This is a genomic window from Mobilibacterium timonense, from assembly GCF_900155555.1.
Taxonomy (GTDB): Bacteria; Bacillota; Clostridia; order Peptostreptococcales; family Anaerovoracaceae; genus Allobaileyella; species Allobaileyella timonense.
Genome location: NZ_FUHN01000008.1, coordinates 99,625 through 119,015, shown reverse-complemented (window position 1 = coordinate 119,015; position 19,391 = coordinate 99,625). Strand labels below are relative to the sequence as shown.

Genomic DNA, 19,391 nt, shown 5'->3' with positions numbered 1-19,391 from the left:
ATGGTCTATGATTGCATTCGGGTCGTAACAGTCGTAAATTGAACAGATACGTAAATGAAGAACACATCCGGGAAAAGAAGGTAATAGTTTAAGATGACAGAAGTATTTATTTCACTGTCGGTGATCGTGGGGATCTCCGCAGCGGTGCCACTGGTGGCGAGGATAATACCGAAGCAGATCGTGCCGGAGACCGTGCTCCTCATCGCGGGAGGCGCCCTGCTGGGACCGAATATGTACGGGATAATACAGACAGAATATCCGGCGATAGAGTTCCTCTCGGAGATGGGCTGTGCATTCCTCTTCCTGCTGGCAGGATATGAGATAGACCCAAAGTCCGTCACGGGAAAGGACGGGATACACGGCCTTGGAACGTGGTGTGCGACCTTCGCCATAGCTCTTCTTGTGTCATGGGTCACACCATCTCTGGCATCGGGAAGGCAGGGCCTTATAGCCACGTCTCTCCTGTTCACGACGACGGCGCTCGGCACGCTCATGCCTATACTTAAGGACAGGGGACTTACGGATACAAGAGTCGGTCAGATCGTGATATCCTATGGCACCTGGGGAGAACTGGCGGTGATCCTGGCAGTAGCAGTCCTCCTGGGAGTGCGGACGACCTGGCAGATAACATTGATACTTGGGGTCTTCTTTGGGCTCTGCGTGTGGATAGCCCATGCAGGTGCCAGGGCGAAGAGCAACGGAGGCAAGATCTACCGGTTCCTGGTGAGCAGGTCGGAATCCACATCCCAGACCTTTGTGCGTATGACCGTGCTCATACTCGTCATGCTGGTGACTTTTTCATCCATATTCCAGATAGACATCGTACTGGGGGCCTTTGCCGCAGGATTCATCCTCAGGTATATCGTGCCGGAAGGAAATGAGGTTCTGGAGACGAAACTGGACGGAATGGCCCACGGCTTTTTCATCCCGCTGTTCTTCGTGGCCTCGGGGGCCAGGATCGACCTGAGAGCCGTAGCCTCACGACCGATGATAATGATCTTTTTCATAGTGGCACTGATCCTCGTTCGATCCGTACCTATCATCATCTCCCTTTCCGTGAGAAAGTGCACGAGGGAGGAGCTGTCTCTCCACAACAGGATAGCGGCGGCTGCCTACTGCACCACAGCCCTTCCGCTGGTGGTGGCGATAACTACTATATGCGTTAAAAGGGGCATCATGGACGAGGACGTGGCTTCGGCGCTCATCGCCGCGGGAGCAATAACGGTATTCCTGATGCCATTCGTGGCGGCCGTGACATACAGAGTGGCGGATGCCGAGCCGATAACGGCTATCGTGGAGATCGCCCATCATCCGGAGAGCACGAAAGAGATAGTATCTTCCCATGTCCTGCTTGAACGAAGGAGGGCGAAGTACTACAAGCTCCAGGAGAACAGGCTCAGAGTGGAGAAGAGGAGAGAGGAGCGCAGGGAAGAGATCAGAGAGGATCTCAAGGAAAAGTTTTTCCGTGAAGACGATAAGAAAAATTGAAGCAAGAGTGACCTCAGGAGCGGTGTTGCTGTGTTGTTACATCGATAGCATTGTGATATAATTCTCTTGCCTGGGGCAGAGATACCCGGGAACCTAAAAGGCTAACTGGTTTTACAGGAGGTAGAAGACTAATGATCGCAAAGAGCATGAAGCCTTTCCTGGCAGGAAGCTCTGTAATCAGAGCTATGTTCGAGGAAGGTAAGAAGATGGCAAAGGTCTACGGTGAGGAGAACGTGTATGACTTCTCTGTAGGTAACCCTGGACTCCACCCACCGAAGGAAGTTCACGATGCCATCGAGTACATCAACAACGAGATGGATCCACATGTAGTACACGGATATATGGCAAATGCCGGATACGAGTCCACAAGAAAGGCTGTTGCTGACAACCTGAACAGGAGATTCGGAAAGGGCAAGGAGATCTACTCATGGGAGCACATCATCATGACAGTAGGTGCCGGCTCTGCCATCAACGACATCATGAAGACCGTGTTCGACCCTGGTGACAAGCAGATCGTTTTCGCTCCTTACTTCGTAGAGTACGCTAACTGGGCAAGAAACTATCTTGCAGACACCATCGTGGTTCCTCCGAACGAGGCTAACGGATTCGAGCCTGACCCTGAGGCTCTGAAGGCTGCCCTCACACCTGAGGTAAAGCTGGTCATCATCAACAACCCTAACAACCCTACAGGTGCTATCTACTCCGCAGAGACCATCAAGAGGATCGCAGAGGTCCTGAAGGAGGCCGAGAAGGAGTACGGACACACGATCTACATCCTGTCAGACGAGCCATACAGAGAGCTGGTATACGTAGACAAGGAAGTTCCTTTCATTCCTGACTACTACGACGACACCATCATGGCTTACTCCTGGTCCAAGTCCCTGTCCCTCCCTGGAGAGAGGATCGGATACGTTGCCGTTCCTTCCAAGGCTGAGGGTGCAGACGAGTTCGTACAGGCTGCCATCGTAGCAAACCGTGTATGCGGAGATACCAACGCACCTGGAATCATGCAGCTGGTAGTAGAGAGATGCATGGATGCAAGAGTCGACATCCCTTACTACGAGAAGAACGCCAAGGACCTGTACGACATCGTTACAAAGGCCGGATTCACAGCTATCGTACCTCAGGGTGCATTCTATCTGTGGATCAAGTCCCCTGTTGAGGACGAGAAGGAGTTCGTTCAGGCCGCAAAGGACGAGAGGATCCTCATCGTACCAGGAAGTGCATTCGCTTGTCCTGGATATGTCAGAGCATCCTTCTGCATCGCGAACGAGACCATCCAGAGGTCCGCAGAGTCCTTCGCAAATCTGGGAAAGAAGTACTTCGGCTAGTAAGTATTCGAATATCAGGATCAATAAAGCCGTCTGTCGATACGACAGGCGGTTTTTTCTTATTCTCGTTCCCTTCGGTGCCATGCATAAATTAAAGTTTGTGAATTTATTCAAGCCAAATTGAATGTTTTTGTGAAAACTATATGAAGGAGGAGTATAATCAGAAAAGGTATACAGGATACAAAAGCACAAGTTATACCGTTCTCTTTAGAGGCTATGTTAACACGAATGCGGACAGAGAGCTCTGATCAAATGACAAAATATTGAGCATCATTCCTTCGGGCCGGCAGTGGTTCGGGGACAGGGGATCTGAGAAATGGACAGGATGTTGAAAAAGTTGTTTTGTGCCCTTCTGGCGGTGGCAATGGTATTCACGACAGGCGCAGGAGATCTGGCCTGGGTATTCGCGGGAGATACAAGCAGTGATACTTCAGCCACGTCAGGGGCTTTTTTGATGGTCAACGGAGATAAGGGGACCGTGACCGGAGACTCCAGGACCTACACCATCCATTACGGAGACAGGGTGAAATTCACCTGGGGCAATGCTTCGGACGGAGATACTTACTCCTATTACTATAAGGGTGAAGAGGAGTCAGAAGATCAGTACAAACCTTTGGGCGAGGGACGCTCTCAGCTGACACCCGGCACATACGACCTGAAGGCCTACATCACAGATCAGGACAACAATAACACCGAAGTATCCGGCAAGCTGAATGTGGAAAAGGCAAAACTCGCTGCACCTGCGGATCCGGCCTGGTCGGTAGTCAGCGGCAGCTCAGGGGACAGGACTGACCTCGTGTGGAGCGGAGTAAAACACTCCGAGACGAACAGCACTGACGATATCAGCAGCGCTGTGAAGGAATATCGGATAAACGTGTACAGGGATGGAACAAGTGCAGCCACATATACAAGCACGTCTCCCTCATATGCGAACATTTCGAATTCCCTTGAAAACGCCGGATCCTACACATTCACCGTAACTGCGATCCCGGAGAACACCGACCTGTACCAGACTTCTGAACCAGCTGAAGGTAAGCCGTACAAGGTAGTGGAGGCCACGATACAGGGAGACAGCGGAATAACGAGTGCATCCTTCGGAGGCCCGGAAAAGGTGTTCCTGTGGCCGGGACAGAAGGGCCGTGAGATAAGCGCCGCAGTAAAGGATGACTACGAGTTCGAGAAGTGGTCAGATGGAGGGCAGGGACTCGATTTTGAGAAGGCCGGTTCTTCATCGACAACGGTTTCGATACCTTTGAATTACAGCGGTGCGACAAAGGTGACCATCCAGGCTCAGACTAAGGACAAGAAGGCGCCTGAGATCAGTTCCTTCGCTCCTGCAAAGAAAAGCGATGACTCGGAATACTACGACCGTCTCTCCGCGAAGGCAGCGGACGGAGACAGCGGCATAGCGGCATATTCTTTTTCCAGGAAGAGCAGCGCCGCCGACGTGGACAACTGGGCCGAGGTCGCATCAGCTCCTAAGGATGCGCAGACGTTCCACCTGGATCCGCAGGAACCGGGGAAATATTATTTCTACGTGAAAGACGCGGACGGCAACATCGCAAAAAGCAAGGACAGCATCGCTGTCACGAAGGTCACATACGAGAACGTATATGAAAACGGCGAGAAGACCAGTGTGTCGGATCTTTTTGCGGGGGATGATTATCCTCTGAAAAAAGAGAGTGCTTTCAGCAGGCCATCTTACGACTTTGCCGGGATCTACAGTGATCCGGAACTGACGGAGGAGGCGCCGGGATCTCTGACTTCTGGAGATCCTGAGAATGGTTACACATTTTATCTGAAGTGGAACAAGCAGAGTGTTAGATTTTCCCAAGATCTGGATAAGACGCTGACTGCGGAGTACACGAGCAAGGGCACGGATCTGTCTGTAAAAGCCGCAAACAGCGGAAATGTCACGTATCAGTGGTACAAGGATGGAAAGGCTGTTGAAGGTGCTACGGGCAGCACTCTTCACATAAAGGGTGTGGAGGAGTCCGGAGAGTACTACGTGAAGGCAACTCTGGAGAACGGCGAGTCCGGGGAGAGCACTCACTGCAACGTTACGATCCAGCCGAAGCCTCTGGTGGTGAAGGCAGAAAACAAGAAGATCACATACGAAGATGGCGCGCCTGATTACACTTACGAGGTGCAGCCTGCGGAAGGCGAAAACACGGGTCTTGAAGAAGGAGATGAACTGGACGGCTCTGGTGTCAGCTTTGAGTGCGGCTACAAACAGGGGGATCCGGCAGGAGATTACACGATAAAGGTGAGCGGCCTGACAGACCCTGACTACAAGATACAGTATCAGACTGGAACTCTGACGGTCGATCCGATGGACCTTTCAGATAAGGTCTCTCTTTCGCTGCCTGACAGTGATCACTACGACTATTCTTATGATCCAGATCATCAGAAGACACCGGATGTGACGGTCGATGCCGGAGACATAAAGCTGACCCAGGGAAGCGATTACACAGTCTCATATCAGAACAACAAGGCCGTGAACGGAAAAGACGATCCGGCACCATCGGCGACCGTGACATTCAAGGGGAATTACACGGGAAGTGCTACAGTTACCTTTGACATCACCAAGGCCAGCTTCAAATCCGAAGTGCTGGTAAGTGATCTCCAGTACCGGAACGGGGCTCCCGATCCGCAGCTCAGCAGCAATGCGAGTGGCGGCAAGGTCACCTTTTACTATAAAAAGGCCGGAGAGCCTGACAGCTCATACTCAGAGACCGCTCCGAAAAATGCAGGGACCTACGATGTCTACGGGAAGATCCAGGGGACGTCAAATTACAGCGAGGTGGTCACGGATCCGGTGGAATTCAAGATCACGCCGGTGAAGATAACGATCCATACAGCGTCGAACACCTGGAGCTTCGATGGCAGGCAGCATCAGGACCTTGGATACACCACTACCGGAGATTTCGTGGGAAGCGACGGTTTCCAGTATGTTAAGGTGACTGGTAGCATCAAGAACACGGGAACGGAGAAGAACACATGTGAGTACGCCTTCAAGGAGGGAGTAACAGCCTCAAATTACGAGGTGTCTGAGGATCTGGGGGACCTGACCATAGAGCCTCGTGTCCTTCCTGCACCGTCGAATGCTAAATGGGAGAACGGAGGAAAAGCCTCCTGGACCGGTGTCACACGTGACGGATTGGAAGTATCTTACAAGCTGGATCTATATGGATCGGAGCCATCGGGCGACGGCGCGTCCTCTGATGCAGACAAAGTAAAGATCAACCAGGACGATATAGTGACGACGGGGACGTCCTATGACTTTTCCGGACTGATCAAGGCATATGCAAAAGATCACCCGGGGGCGTCATATACCTTCACGATCCAGACCATCCCTTCAGGAGGAGACAACGAAGGTAATTACAGGAAAAGCAGCGTGTCGTCCGAGATCGGGCCTGTGTACACCGCCACACTCCACATCAAGGGATCGGCAGGAGTGAGCAAGGCAGTGGCAGGACAGGATCAGCAGGATGCCATACTGATCTCCGGTGAGAGCCTTTCTCTCCATGGTGAGGTCTCAGACGGATACACATTTGCACAGTGGGCCATCTCACCGAATGGAGGAGTCACAATCAAGGACAGCTCCAAGGCGGACACCATCATCACGGCAAATGATCTGCACCAGTCCTGGAAAAACACCACAGTAACGGCAGAGTCCACGGATGACGACCCTGTGATAGGCTCTTTTTCCGCGGAAAACTCCGCCGATCTCAAGAGCGTAAGGCTCAAGTTCACTGCCTCAGATGTGATCGGACTCTCAGGGTGGATGATAACCAGGTCATCGGAGAAGCCATCTGCCGATGACGAGGGCTGGCAGACGGTCCCGAACCAGGCGACATCATATGAAGGATATTCAGACGTCACTGAAAAGGGCACATATTATCTCTATGTTAAAGACAGCAGCGGGAACGTGGTGAGTTCAAAGGCTCTCAGCGTATATAAAGTAACGCTTGAGCCCGGAGAAGGAAGCGGGGATGCGATCACGATCCTGAAGAGCGAAAACTCCACGGTGAACCTGCCAGCAAACAGTTTTACGAAGGACGGATACGCGTTCCAGAACTGGAAGGGAACGACAGGGATCTATACTGACGGAGGAGCCTACAGCGGAAACAGCGACGATACGCTGACGGCCCAGTGGACCAACGAGATCTTCCAGTATACGGTGAAGTACTACGAGATGGGAACAGACGGAAAATACCCGTCGGAGCCTGCGGAGGAAAAGACTTATTCCGCCCTGGCGAACACCACGGTCAAATATGACGACTCCGCCATCAGCCTGCGAAAAGAAGGCTTTTCCATCGCAAGTGACAACAACGGCGCGGCGCAGAAGATCACCCTTCATGAGAACGGCGACGTGCTGAACGTTTACTACGCCCGTAACAAGTACCAGATCACCTATAAATACAAGCCGGCAGGACAGTCGGACTACAAGATAAAGGATGTGGTGACGAAGTATTACGGTGATGACATCTCACAGGCATTTTCTGAAAGCACAAAACCATCGGAGGACGGGTATTCCTTCAACGGATGGATCCTTTCCGACACCGGGGATGGCAGTGATTCCACCATGCCTGCAAGGGACATCACGGCTGTGGGTTCGTTCGCACCAAAGGAGACTACCTACAAGGTGGTGTACTACAAGCAGGATCTGAAGGACGGAGACGGCACCGGCGAGACTGCAAAGGTGTCGGATCAGTACAGTTTAGATGATGCTCTCACCGTGATTAACACATGTAAGCACGGCCAGGAGGTGGATCTTTCCAGCGGGGACGCAAGGGCGATAAAAGGATTTACATTCCAGGGGTATTCTGTTTCCTACGGAGGACCGGCGGGCGCTTCAAAGCCGTCAGATCTCAAGGATTCTGTATCAGCGATCGCTTCAGCGAAGACGGGAGATCAGATGGTGATCAACTGCTACTACAGCAGGAACACCTATGACCTCAGACTTCAGGTGCTTGAAAACAGCTCGGACAAGGACACCACCCTTTATGAGAACAACTGGAAGATACCTTTTGGAGCTGCCATAGATCCTGAGTACTATTCGGGATACAACAAGAGCCAGTGGGGAGACAAGGCCAGCAGCGGAGCAGCCCTGCTTGATTACACCGGATGGAGCACCGGCTCTGCCGCCTCGTCCATGCCTGCCGGCGACGTGACTGTGACCAAGCGGTATTCCACTGATTACAAGATCCCCTACAATGTGGAGGTGTACCTTGAGGACGATTCCGACAGCTCGGTACCTTCCTTCACAAAGGCGTCCACGTTCCAGTACTACGGCTCAGAGGGGCAGACGGTATCTGTGGGTCCTGACAGCAGTTCGACCGTGGATTATAACGACAGCAGCGAGGGATTTTCTAAATTCATCCCGTATTTCACATATTATCAGATGGATGCAGACAATTCCGGCAATAAGCTGAGCACGAAGCTGACCGCCGATGGATCGTCATCGGACAACACGCTGAAGATCTATTTTCAGCGCAAGAAGATGCCTGTGACCATCAATTACTACTACAAGAACAGCGATCATCCTGACGGGAAGGCGCTGGCGACAGTTACGAAGGAAGTCAAGTGGGGATCGAACCACAAGTACGATCCTGAGGCGCTGGCGTATTTCAACGGAACGCCTGCCTTCAGCAGCGAGAATTACTCTGCTGAATTCAAGGATGATTCCATGAAGGGCTACAACTTCAGAGAAAACGGCTATGTTGCGTCATACAACAGCTATTATGTCCTGGACGACCAGGAGCACAGCAGCGCGTACGAATACAACACGGTGGACAGCCTGAAGTCGGATCAGAAGGTGATCACCGGAAACAGAGGAAACGTGATAAACGTATACTACGTGAAAAACGAGCCTCCGAAAATGTATTACCTCAACGTGAAGCTGAAGACCTCCAATGTCACCGGGCACAGCGCTGCGAGCGACCTGCCGCTCACATACAGCTACGGTGGCACGGATTACCGCGTGCGTGTGGCAAGTGACGCCTACTTTTACAAGAACGTGACGTTCTCGGCGGACGGGGATTTTTCGGCCTATCCGGGGCTGGCGAATTCCATCACAGGAAACAACAAATACGTATATGACACATCTGAAAGCAACCTGAAGGACGGCTTTCAGAAGGTGACCATCAACGGGTACACATGCTATCTCCAGAAGTCCTCTGACGGAGGAGACAGCTGGCTTTACGTGGCGGATCCGGAAAACAGGTTTTTCCGCGGACACGCGGTGACGTATTCGTTCCCTGAGGATGCGCCGGGTTATCAGGTGGTAAAAGATTTCGTGGATCAGCATAAGGCTCAGGGGGAGACCGGCGGGCACAGCAGCGACATGGACAGCGCGGCAGGCCGCCTTGCCGTGTGGAGCAGGAGCTACGGTCTGTCGACAACGTACGGGGACAGCGATGATCTTACCGTGATCCTGTATTATAAGGACCCTGTCTACCTGCTGTATTCCTATGGCGGAGCCACATGCTATCAGCATCCGTATTCCCCGGGAGACACCGTGAAGGAGATCGGCTGTCCGCACCTTGAGCGGAACGATACGGGATACACCACGAACTGGTATAAGGATGCAGGACTGACCGAGAGGGCGGAGGCGCCTTTTACCATTCAGCAGACCACCACGCTGTACGGAAATCACGAGCATCAGATATACGAAAATAAAGAGTACGCATATTATCAGCTGAGCGCTCCGGTGGTGCAGAACGGCACGTCCTACGATTACATCACGGAAAAAGACCTCACCGCATTTGGAAGCGACATCACCGAAAAGACCAAAGACGTTGAGCAGACGGTCGCCACAGATACCGGAAACGTGACAAAGACGGTCAAAGAAAAGGAATACTACTATAAAGGGCAGCTAGTGATGAAGATGCTCCCTGTGTATTCCAGGTCCTATGAGACACTGTCCATGGACACGGATGCGTTCAGTCAGGCGGGATTCAGGTTCGACAAGTCCAATTCCGCCAACAGCACCAGCAGTTATCTTACCGGTCAGGGTGCGGAGCTCAGGAGCTATTACGCAAGAGACCAGCACCAGCTGGAGATACAGCGGCAGAACAAGACCGCGGATGAAACGAAGGAGACCGTTTTCGGGCAGGAGCTCAAACTGAGTAAACCTTCCAGAGACGGGTATGCTTTTGGCGGCTGGAAACTCTATCACAAAATTGCAGACTCTCAGGGAGAAGAGCAGTGGACACTGCTGGATGACAGCGAGGCCGGGAAGATTCTGACGACAACAGACGCTGCGGCAGTGCTCACCATGCCTGACGAGGATATCAGGGCGGTGGCACAGTGGACGCCGGTATCTTTCCCACAGCAGATATTCCATTACTACCAGGGAGTAGACGGATCCTATCAGGAAGAAAAAGTCAGAGAGCTGGCAGCCATGGATGGGACCCCTCATCAGATAAGCGTAGATGGAAAGACGATAGAGGGAAAAGAGTACAAGAATTCCTCAGGCCAGGTCATCGCCCTCTCCGCCGGATCATCCTCAACGGGAGATCTCACGGTGTTCTACGATCCGGGCAGCCTGCAGGACCCATATACCCTGAGATCGGTAAACAGGATCGGCGCTGTGGAGAAGTTACAGCCGAAGTCTGAGGATGAGATATCCCTGAGAGACCACATCCAGTCCTGTGACGGATATACGTTCTCCCAGGCGGTGATGGAAAGCGGCAGCAACTTCAGGACAATGACATCCGCCGATGATAAGGTGACGGCAGAATACGGAATGGACCTCAGCTGCTACTACCAGCTCATCCGCAACATACAGATAAGGGCGGGCATTGCAGTAAGCAACAGCCAGTACACTGGGAAAGAAGGATCGGTATCCGGTGCAGGAGCGCACTATTACGGCGAGGCTGTATCACTGGCCGCAGATCCTGCCGAAGGGTATGACTTCGCCGGATGGTACAAGGCGGCAGACGTGCTGCAGGACTACGATCCTCAGGAGGACCTTGGACACACGCTGAAGGACGACATTTCAGGAGTCACACCTATGTCGGCAGATAAGTCCATCAGATGGACAGCGGCAGAGTCCGGCGACTACATTGCTGTGATGAAGGCGAGGGAGGCCGCAACACCTTCGGTCACCATCAACGGCATCAGCATCCTTTCCTATGGATATGGAGACGACACCGCAAACGTGCTGAAGGCAGAGGTGACCTTCCCTGACGGAACAGACAGTGCGAACAAGGTCTCGGCCTATCAGTGGTATTGCAACGGCCAGGCAATCGAAGGGGCCGACTCTGCCAACTACAGGGTGGAGACGGGAAAAGACGCAGGGGTATACAAATACACCTGTGCAGTCACCGTGACTCGCTATGATAACGGAAAACAGGCAACGGTCACTTCTGGAGAGCACGATGTCACAGTAAGCCCTGCAGAGATAACGACGGAGGCGTCTGTAAAGAATTATGACGGCGACTACGACGGCCTTCCTCATTCGGCAAACATCAAGGTGACCAATGTAAAAGACCCGTCAATGTATCAGATTTATTATTCTGACAAGGAGCTGACGAAGGACGATTACACTTCGGGGAGCACGACCATCCCTGAGTACACAGATGTGAACGTGGTGGACGGGAAGAGGCAGCCGTACACTGTTTACTATTACATCAGAAGCAAGAACAGCAATTACGGAGATACCAGTGGAAGCGCGACAGTAAACATCCACCCGGTACAGCTTACCCTTGGTGAGACCGATACGACCTTTGAAAAAACATATGATGGTTCTGCAGAGGTCAGCGGCAGTGCGTCAGACAGCAGCACCCAGCTTGGAAATCTTGCACAGGGTGGAAGCTACAAGATCAACGGGATACTGCCGGCAGAAACAGGCACGGCTCACATCATAGACTGCAGGGCGTCATTTGATCATCCCGATGTGGATACAGCCAGCAGCGTAACGCTTTCTGACATCAAGCTAATGTACAAGGACGGCTCCGGAGATTACAAGTACGACAACAACTATGTCTTCAGTGATTCGTATTCCATTTCAATGCCTGCCAGCATACGGCCATATGTGATAACGCTCAAGTGGACCGGGGCAGACGATCTGGTCTATGACGGAACGGAGAAGATCCCTGCTGCCGCCATAGAAGATCAGGACAGGATCCCTCAGGGAGATGCCCTGGCATTGAAGATCCAGGGAGGTCAGATAAACGCGGGCAGCTATTCGGCAGCTGCGAATATCGTCCTGAAGAACTCAGATGACAAGGACGTAAACCTGGACAACTATTCTATCGATAACGGGAGCAAGCCGTTCCAGATCAAGAAGCGGCCGGTCACCGTCAGGCCTTCGGACGAGACCTTAGAATATGATGGAAAGCCGCACACGCTGACGAAATTCACGGTCGATGAGGCGACTCCTCTGGCTCAGGGCCATCATTTTACATGTGACGATGACAGGAGTTACACTGCCGCCGGCAAGTACACTCTCTCCGGAAAGAACACGAGGATCCTGGACGGCAGCGGCGCTTCAGTCACCTCCAATTATGACATCACTGAAGGGACAGGCACACTGACGATCGGGAAAAAACAGGTGACCGTGTCCGGCATCAAGGCGGAAAACAAGGTGTATGACGGAAACAGCAAGGCGGAGCTGGATCTGTCAGGTGCAGTGATAGAAGGAGCCGCAGAAGGAGAGAAGCTGAGCCTCGATCCTTCGAAGGTCCACGGAGAATTCCAGCAGACTTCTGCCGGTGAGAACATCCCTGTAAAGATCACCTTCGAACAGGGAGCCATCACGGGCGCAGACGGGACAGATCCTGAGAACTACGCTCTCAGCGACCAGAGCCAGAGCGAAGCGACCGCAGATATCACGAAGAGGATCGTTACTGTAAAGGCTGAGGACGACAGCTCCACTTATGGAAATGCTGCACCGGACAAGGACTTCAAAGCCGTCTTCTCGGGATTCGCAGACGGAGAGGACGAGGGGACCGTCCAGGGAAGAGACGGCATAGCCTTCAAGGTGGTGAAAAAAGGAGCATCGGCAGATCAGGCTCAGGCATACAGCGGTAGTACCGGTGCAGGGGAATACAACATCGTGCCGGATGTGTCAGGACTGTCTGCAGAGAATTATGCTTTCCAGGCAGATGACAGCGGTATCCTCACGGTGGACAGGCGGACTGTTACGATCTCGGGAAGAGGCAGCGTCACAAAGACCTATGACGGAAGAAGGGGAGCGGTCATTACAGACGACAATTACACCTTCGGAAACCTCGCCAATGGAGACACATTGGTGCTCAAGTCCTGGGATGCCTCCTACGACAGCAAGGATGCCGGGGATAAAAAAACGGTGACGGTCTCGAACTGTACTATAGATTCCGACAACTATCAGCTGCCGGAAAAGGACGGACAGTTCACTCTTTCAGATTGCTCCATCACAAAGAGAGATCTCGATGTGACCGCCGAGGACAAGAGCATCACATATGGAGATGAGAAGTCACCGGAATTCACGGTGAAATATTCGGGCTTTGCCGACGGGGAGAGCATCCTCAGCGGTAGCGATGTAAAAGGAGCCGGTACGGATAACGTGACCCCGGTATTCCACTGCAGCTACGACAACAGCAAGAGCGACAGCAGGGGTGCGGGAGAATATCAGATAACCCCTGATGGACTGACGTCCGATAACTACGACATCCACTATCACCCGGGAACGCTCACGGTGGAAAAGAAAAAGCTCACTTTCAAGCCAGAGACCAGACAGGGCTCCTACAGCTACGGATCCCGGTTCAATACAGGCAGTGAGGTGACTTATTCTACCAGCGGGCTTGCCTACGACGATACGGCATCGGCATTTTCAGGAACGCCGGAGTATGAGATATCCGGACTCGGGCGGACGTCTGACGACCTGATCTCTTCGCCTGCAGGTGAGTACAAAATAACGATGTCCATGAAGGACTTCAAGTCAGACGACTACTACTTTGCTTCTGCAGACGGCACTCTGACGGTCACTAAGCTGAGCCTCACGGTGAAGGGGATAAAGACCTCAGACAGGGTCTACGATGGAACGGACGAAGTACATCGTGACCAGATCGTCCTGCCTGAATTCAACACCACGAATTATCAGGGGCTCCAGCAGCTGGACGTGGACTATGCAAATGATGACAGCACAGGGCTTACCGCCGAAAACGCCATCGATGTGACAGGAAAATACAAGACCGGCAAGGATGTGCAGCTGGATCCAAACGGGAAGGCCAAAGCGAAGGATGTGGAACTCAGGCTGACCCTGGGAGACTACCTCAGCAGCCGCTACGACCTTACATCCAACGTTTTTGATACTACCAGCACGATCAACAGGCGTCCGCTCAGGATAACAGCAGACGACAAGACCATAAAATTCGGACAGGATAAACCGGCGTTCACGGCATCATTCGCACCAGTCGATCAGAATAATGCCGCCGTGGAAGGTCTGGTCTCCGGTGAAGCCGGCAAGATCGGCAGCAGCAACGTTGATATGGATGCACCGGACTACGATCCCGGCAAGAACGTCACATCTGAAGGCGGGACGATGACGGCGAAATACCCTGTCATCCCGGCAAACTTCCACAGCACGGATGTGAATGTGGAGAACTACGATGTGACCTACTCCAATGGCTCACTGTTCGTTGAGAAGAACCAGCTTGCGGCTCCGCAGCCTGTATGGGATGTAAAAGGATCCGGATCGTACTCCGGAGGAAACGAGAACGCGGGAAGGATCTCCTGGAAGGCGGTGGATGGCATCCACGGCATAGGACCTGAAAGCTATGAGATAGCTCTGTACAGAGACGGCACTCTCGTGGACGGGTCGGAGCACAAGGTCTCCGCCGATACACTTTCCTATAATTACACGGACGAGATGACAGAGGCCGGATCATATACTGTAAAGGTAAAGGCCATCGCGTCGGAGAAGGGAAACAGGAATCCTACCAATGTTATGGATAGCGCCGAGGGCATTTCGGATACGCTCCACGCAGCGGAGGTGACGTTCGCATTTGCCGATGACTCCGTTACCGCTGCAGGGAAAGGTGAAAACATCTCTGTAGGAGGCGCTCATTCCAAGGTGGTCCTCCCTGGACAGAAGGACATCGAGCTGAAGGCTGATCTGAAGAACGGCACAGGATACCAGATCGATTCAGTCACCTGCAGCAGTGATGCGGTTTCCGTGGTCAACGGGGATCAGCCGGAGAAGAGCCGCAGTGGCAGGGAATACCAGTCGGCCTTTTCCATGAGCCCTGACATGGACCAGAACAAGTGCACTATCACACTGGTCCTGAAGGCAGTCCCGGCAGAGGCTGGTGTGACACTGTCGGTCGAGAACGGAAGCAAGACGGGAGACAACATCTACGACATAAAATACGGCTATGACGTTTCTCCTGTGATCACGGTGACCCCTGTCCACACAGAGGAATACAAGGATTATACATATCATTATTCCTGGACCCTCTACGATAAGGTCATAGGGCAGGCAGTTGGTACAGACAGCGATCAGTATACGTTCCCGGAGAACATGAAGTACGCTGTGAACAGGTATCACGTAGGGGTCACGGTAACTGCGATCAGGAAAGATAATGGACAGTCCGTGAAAGTATCCACCGGCCGCGAGAAGGGAGTGACCATCAATATCCAGAAGGGGAGCTATGCGCCGGAGATCAGAGATTATTCCGGATGGGTCTACGGTGAGAAAAGAATTGTTCCTTCCGCCGAAAAGAACATCACGGAGCTGCGTGAGGACCCTGCGGTCACCTTCCAGTTCAGGAAGCACGGTGACGCGGGAAGCGCCGCCACCACTGAGATACCAAAGGATGCAGGACAATACGATATCCGTGCCATCATTGGTGAAACCGGAGATTACGACGAGATCACGACCGTCTGGGAGACCTTCACCATCAAAAAGGGCAAGCTTGCCGTTCCTTCCGGCTTGAAGTCCATGGGGACAGACGAAGAAAACAGAGCAAACTATGGAAGAATATCATGGAACGCAGTCCCGCCTGTAAAGGAAAACGGCGGAAATGGCGACAGCGCAGGTGAGACCGATATCCTGTACAGGGTAGTGCTGCAGAAAAAGGATGCTGCTTCCGGAGAATGGACTGACATCAAGACCTATCCGGAGACCAGCAACACATCGCTCGATATCCTGGAGGACGTTCAGGGCGGCGGAGAGTACAGGTTCAAAGTGAGTGCGGTCACGGAAAAAGAGACCGCAAACTGCGACAACAGCAACGAGGCCGTTTCAGACGTGTTCCGCACGGGAGGCAGGATCACAGTATCCGGAAGTGGAACTTCTGATGCAGCAGGGACCAGCTATACCCAGATGTACGACCGCGATGGAGCCGTTCTCACCGCAGAAGGCGGAAAAGACGGCGAGACTGCGTATCAGTGGTACAGGAACGGGAAGAAGCTGGAAGGTGCCGTCGATAAGACATTAAATGTCAGAAATGTCAGCGAAAGCGGATACTATACCTGCGAGATGACGACGGCTGGAAGTGTGACGAGCACTCCGTTCATAATGATATCGGTGACCAGGAGACCTGTAACGATCAAAGCAGACGACAAGGTGGCCTACTACGGCAGCAGCAGAGACAGAAACGGGGATCCGGTCGGCACACTGACCTATACAGATTCGGGAAAGTACAAGATCGCTTCTCTGGAAGATGAAAAGGCTCTCGGGATAGTCGAGACGGCAAGAGATGGAAATGGAAAGGCCGTCACCATTGGAAGCGGCACGTCGTCAGGGGCTTATGGTGTGGTCCTCGACTATGACAGGGACGGAAAGACCGCTCAGAACTACGACGTTACGCTTACAGGAGGAAGCTATTCGATCTCTCCAATGCCTGCCGGAGACCTCATGGCAAGGATATCGGGCACCAGGGGAAACAACGTATGGTTCGTCAGCGACGTGGACGTAACGGCTCCAGAAGGTTACTCCATTTCAAGAGAACAGGATGGCGCATATTCTGGGTCCATTACCATCACCAGTGAGGGTGAAGATCCGATAAGCTATTATCTCAGGAGGGATGAGGACGGAGCAAAAACTGAAAAGATCAGTGTTGCCTATGACCCGGAGCTCCGATCATCCATAACCGGAGTGAACGTGGACAAGACTTCGGCTACGGGATCGATCAAGATCAAGAACAGCACCTTCAGATCGCTGCTCGAGCACATCACCTTCGGCCTGTTCTTCAAGGATACTGTTCAGGCTCAGATAACGTCGGCCGACGATATCAGCGGAATGGCATCCACAAAGTATTACAAGACTGAAGGTCAGATCGACCCGTCCGTTCTCGCAAGCGATAAGTGGACTGAGGGGAGCACGGTATCCCTGGCGCCAAACGAGAAGGCCGTCGTGTACGCCCGACTGGAAGACAAGGCAGGTCATGTAACTTACCTCAGCTCCGAGGGGCTGGTCATGTATACCGACGGATCTCAGGATACAAGAGAGATCACATTTACCAGAACATCCCCGGATGATGCAGAGGCCGTGGTCGATGCAAACGGAAATACCATCAGAGATATTTCCGTTGATGGAAAACCACTGAGGCCAGAAGACTACAGGGTGACTTATGATGCTGATGGCAGGAAAGCCGACATTGAACTGCTTAACGGATATCTGAAGGACCTGGCTGCAGGGGATCACAAAGCAGAAGTGACCTATGATCCTATGGGAGTCTCCGGGACCATCCGTACAGACGATCAGACGGGAGAGGATGGAAGCAGGACTGCTTTCTCAGACAATCAGCTGCCTTCCACCACATCCTTCACACTGAAGGTGGTGAAGGCGCAGCCTATAGTGGAGATAACCGGAGACCCATCGGGTGTCTACAACGGAAAAGCTGTAGAGGCGCCTGCTTACGAGGTCAGGTATCCTCATGAGAAAACAGATGGCGATTCCGCTTCGCTGACCTACTACCGTCTGGCAGAGAATGGGAACAGAACAAAACTGGATGGTGCTCCTGTTACTGCAGGCAAGTATGTCGTGGTAGCTACCAGGAACGAAGACAGCGATCATCTTGCCGCAAGTGGGGAAAAGCAGTTCACCATTTCAAGAAGAGCGGTCACCGTACAGGTCAAGGCAGACAGCAAGACCTATGACGGGAACCGGAAGGCTGCTCTCCATGGTTCCATTGAGACTGGTGTTGAAGGCCAGACCATCAGCGTAAGCGGATTAACTGGAACATTCGATGACAAGAACGCTGGTACAGACAAGAAGGTCCAGGTCGACAGCAGCAATGCTGCGGCTAAAGGAAGCAGTGGAACAGATCTGGCAAACTACATTATCAAATATCCTGGAGAGATCAGCACAGGAGAGATCGACCCGAAGGAGATCACGGCCGCCTACAGCTGTGATGGCAAGACCTACGATGGAAATGAGAAAGCTGTTGTCCACGCTTCTGTGGAGACCGGAATTAAGGGAGAGACCTTGACTCTGTCCGGACTCTCAGGAAGGTTCACCACTCCGGATGCAGGAAAAGACAAGACGGTGCAGGTGGACAGGAGCGGCATCGCGGTAAGGCCTGGAGAAACAGGGACAGAGCTCCGAAACTACAGGATCCTGTATCCGGGAGATACCACGACAGGAACGATCCACAGAAAAGACATCTCCGGAGCAGCCGTTACTCTTGGACATGTTCTCAAGGATAACGGAGAGGTACAGACTCAGGCAGTGAAGAGCGTGGTGATCCAGGGACTGAATGCCACATTCGATGTCGAGGGAAACACCGCTTCAGAACCGGGCGCCCACGTGATGACCATAACAGGAACAGGCAACTTCAAGGGGTCTGTAAAAAAGACGTGGGTCATCCTGGCCGGGAATGAGCGAGTAGATGATCTCGGAAAGATCAACGTCGATGTAAACGTGGCTCCTTCGGCTCCTGCCACCGTGATGAACACTTCAAAGGCTGGAGTGGTAGAGGTCGCTGCTGATGCAGAAGACCTGTCATCCGTGGCCGACGGTGACGAGATGAACATCTGGCTCGAGGTGACCGGCATCGATTCCACCATCAGTCCTGAAACAAAGGCGGCTCTTGACGAGAAGGCGGGATCCATGGGAATGAAGTCCGGAAAATATGTTGACGTGAGCATGTTCAAGAAACTGAACAGCCAGAAAGATACGACCAGGATCACCTCCACGGATTCTCCGGTCTCGATAACGATCAGCATCCCAGAGGACCTGATAAACAGGAGCGGAAATATCCGCAGGAGTTTCGAGCTGATCAGATACCACGAAGGTTCCGTGCAGAACATACCAGTGGTGTACGATGCTGAAAACCAGACCCTCACCTTTGAAACGGACAAGTTCTCGGAGTACGTGATAACATACGAGGACAGGGCAGTGGAAAGACCTTCCGGCACGGCCGGCTTGAGTGCCGTGGGCGGATCCGGAGGCAGATCCGGAGGACCTAAGACCGGAGATCAGGGCTCGCTGGCTCTGTGGATATTCCTTCTGGCAGCTTCTTCCGCCGGGGCAGCAGGAGTTGCCGGGGCAGAGACGAGATACAGAAGAAAAAGAGAAGGCGAATAGCAGACCCGGGGATCGATCGCCCATAAGATCTTCCGGAAAATAAAGACTCC

General features: G+C 52.8%; 3 protein-coding genes. All 3 read left to right on the top strand.

Translation table 11 applies throughout. From position 1 onward, the window contains the following. Positions 1–93: 93 nt before the first annotated feature. On the top strand, positions 94–1,488 hold the full coding sequence (locus BQ7382_RS06580; protein ID WP_077391331.1) for a cation:proton antiporter: 1,395 nt from the start codon (positions 94–96) through the stop codon (positions 1,486–1,488). Positions 1,489–1,619: 131 nt separating this feature from the next. Then, a complete protein-coding gene (locus tag BQ7382_RS06575; RefSeq protein ID WP_077391330.1) occupies positions 1,620–2,819 on the top strand; it encodes a pyridoxal phosphate-dependent aminotransferase in 1,200 nt (399 codons plus the stop codon). Positions 2,820–3,135: 316 nt separating this feature from the next. Further along, on the top strand, positions 3,136–19,341 hold the full coding sequence (locus BQ7382_RS06570) for a YDG domain-containing protein (RefSeq protein WP_077391329.1): 16,206 nt from the start codon (positions 3,136–3,138) through the stop codon (positions 19,339–19,341). The last annotated feature ends 50 nt before the right edge of the window (positions 19,342–19,391 follow it).

Excerpts from the sequence above, each read along its gene's own strand:
- BQ7382_RS06580 (WP_077391331.1), top strand. The coding sequence starts at position 94 with ATGACAGAAGTATTTATTTCACTGTCGGTGATCGTGGGGATCTCCGCA.
- BQ7382_RS06575 (WP_077391330.1), top strand. The coding sequence starts at position 1,620 with ATGATCGCAAAGAGCATGAAGCCTTTCCTGGCAGGAAGCTCTGTAATC.
- BQ7382_RS06570 (WP_077391329.1), top strand. The coding sequence starts at position 3,136 with ATGGACAGGATGTTGAAAAAGTTGTTTTGTGCCCTTCTGGCGGTGGCA.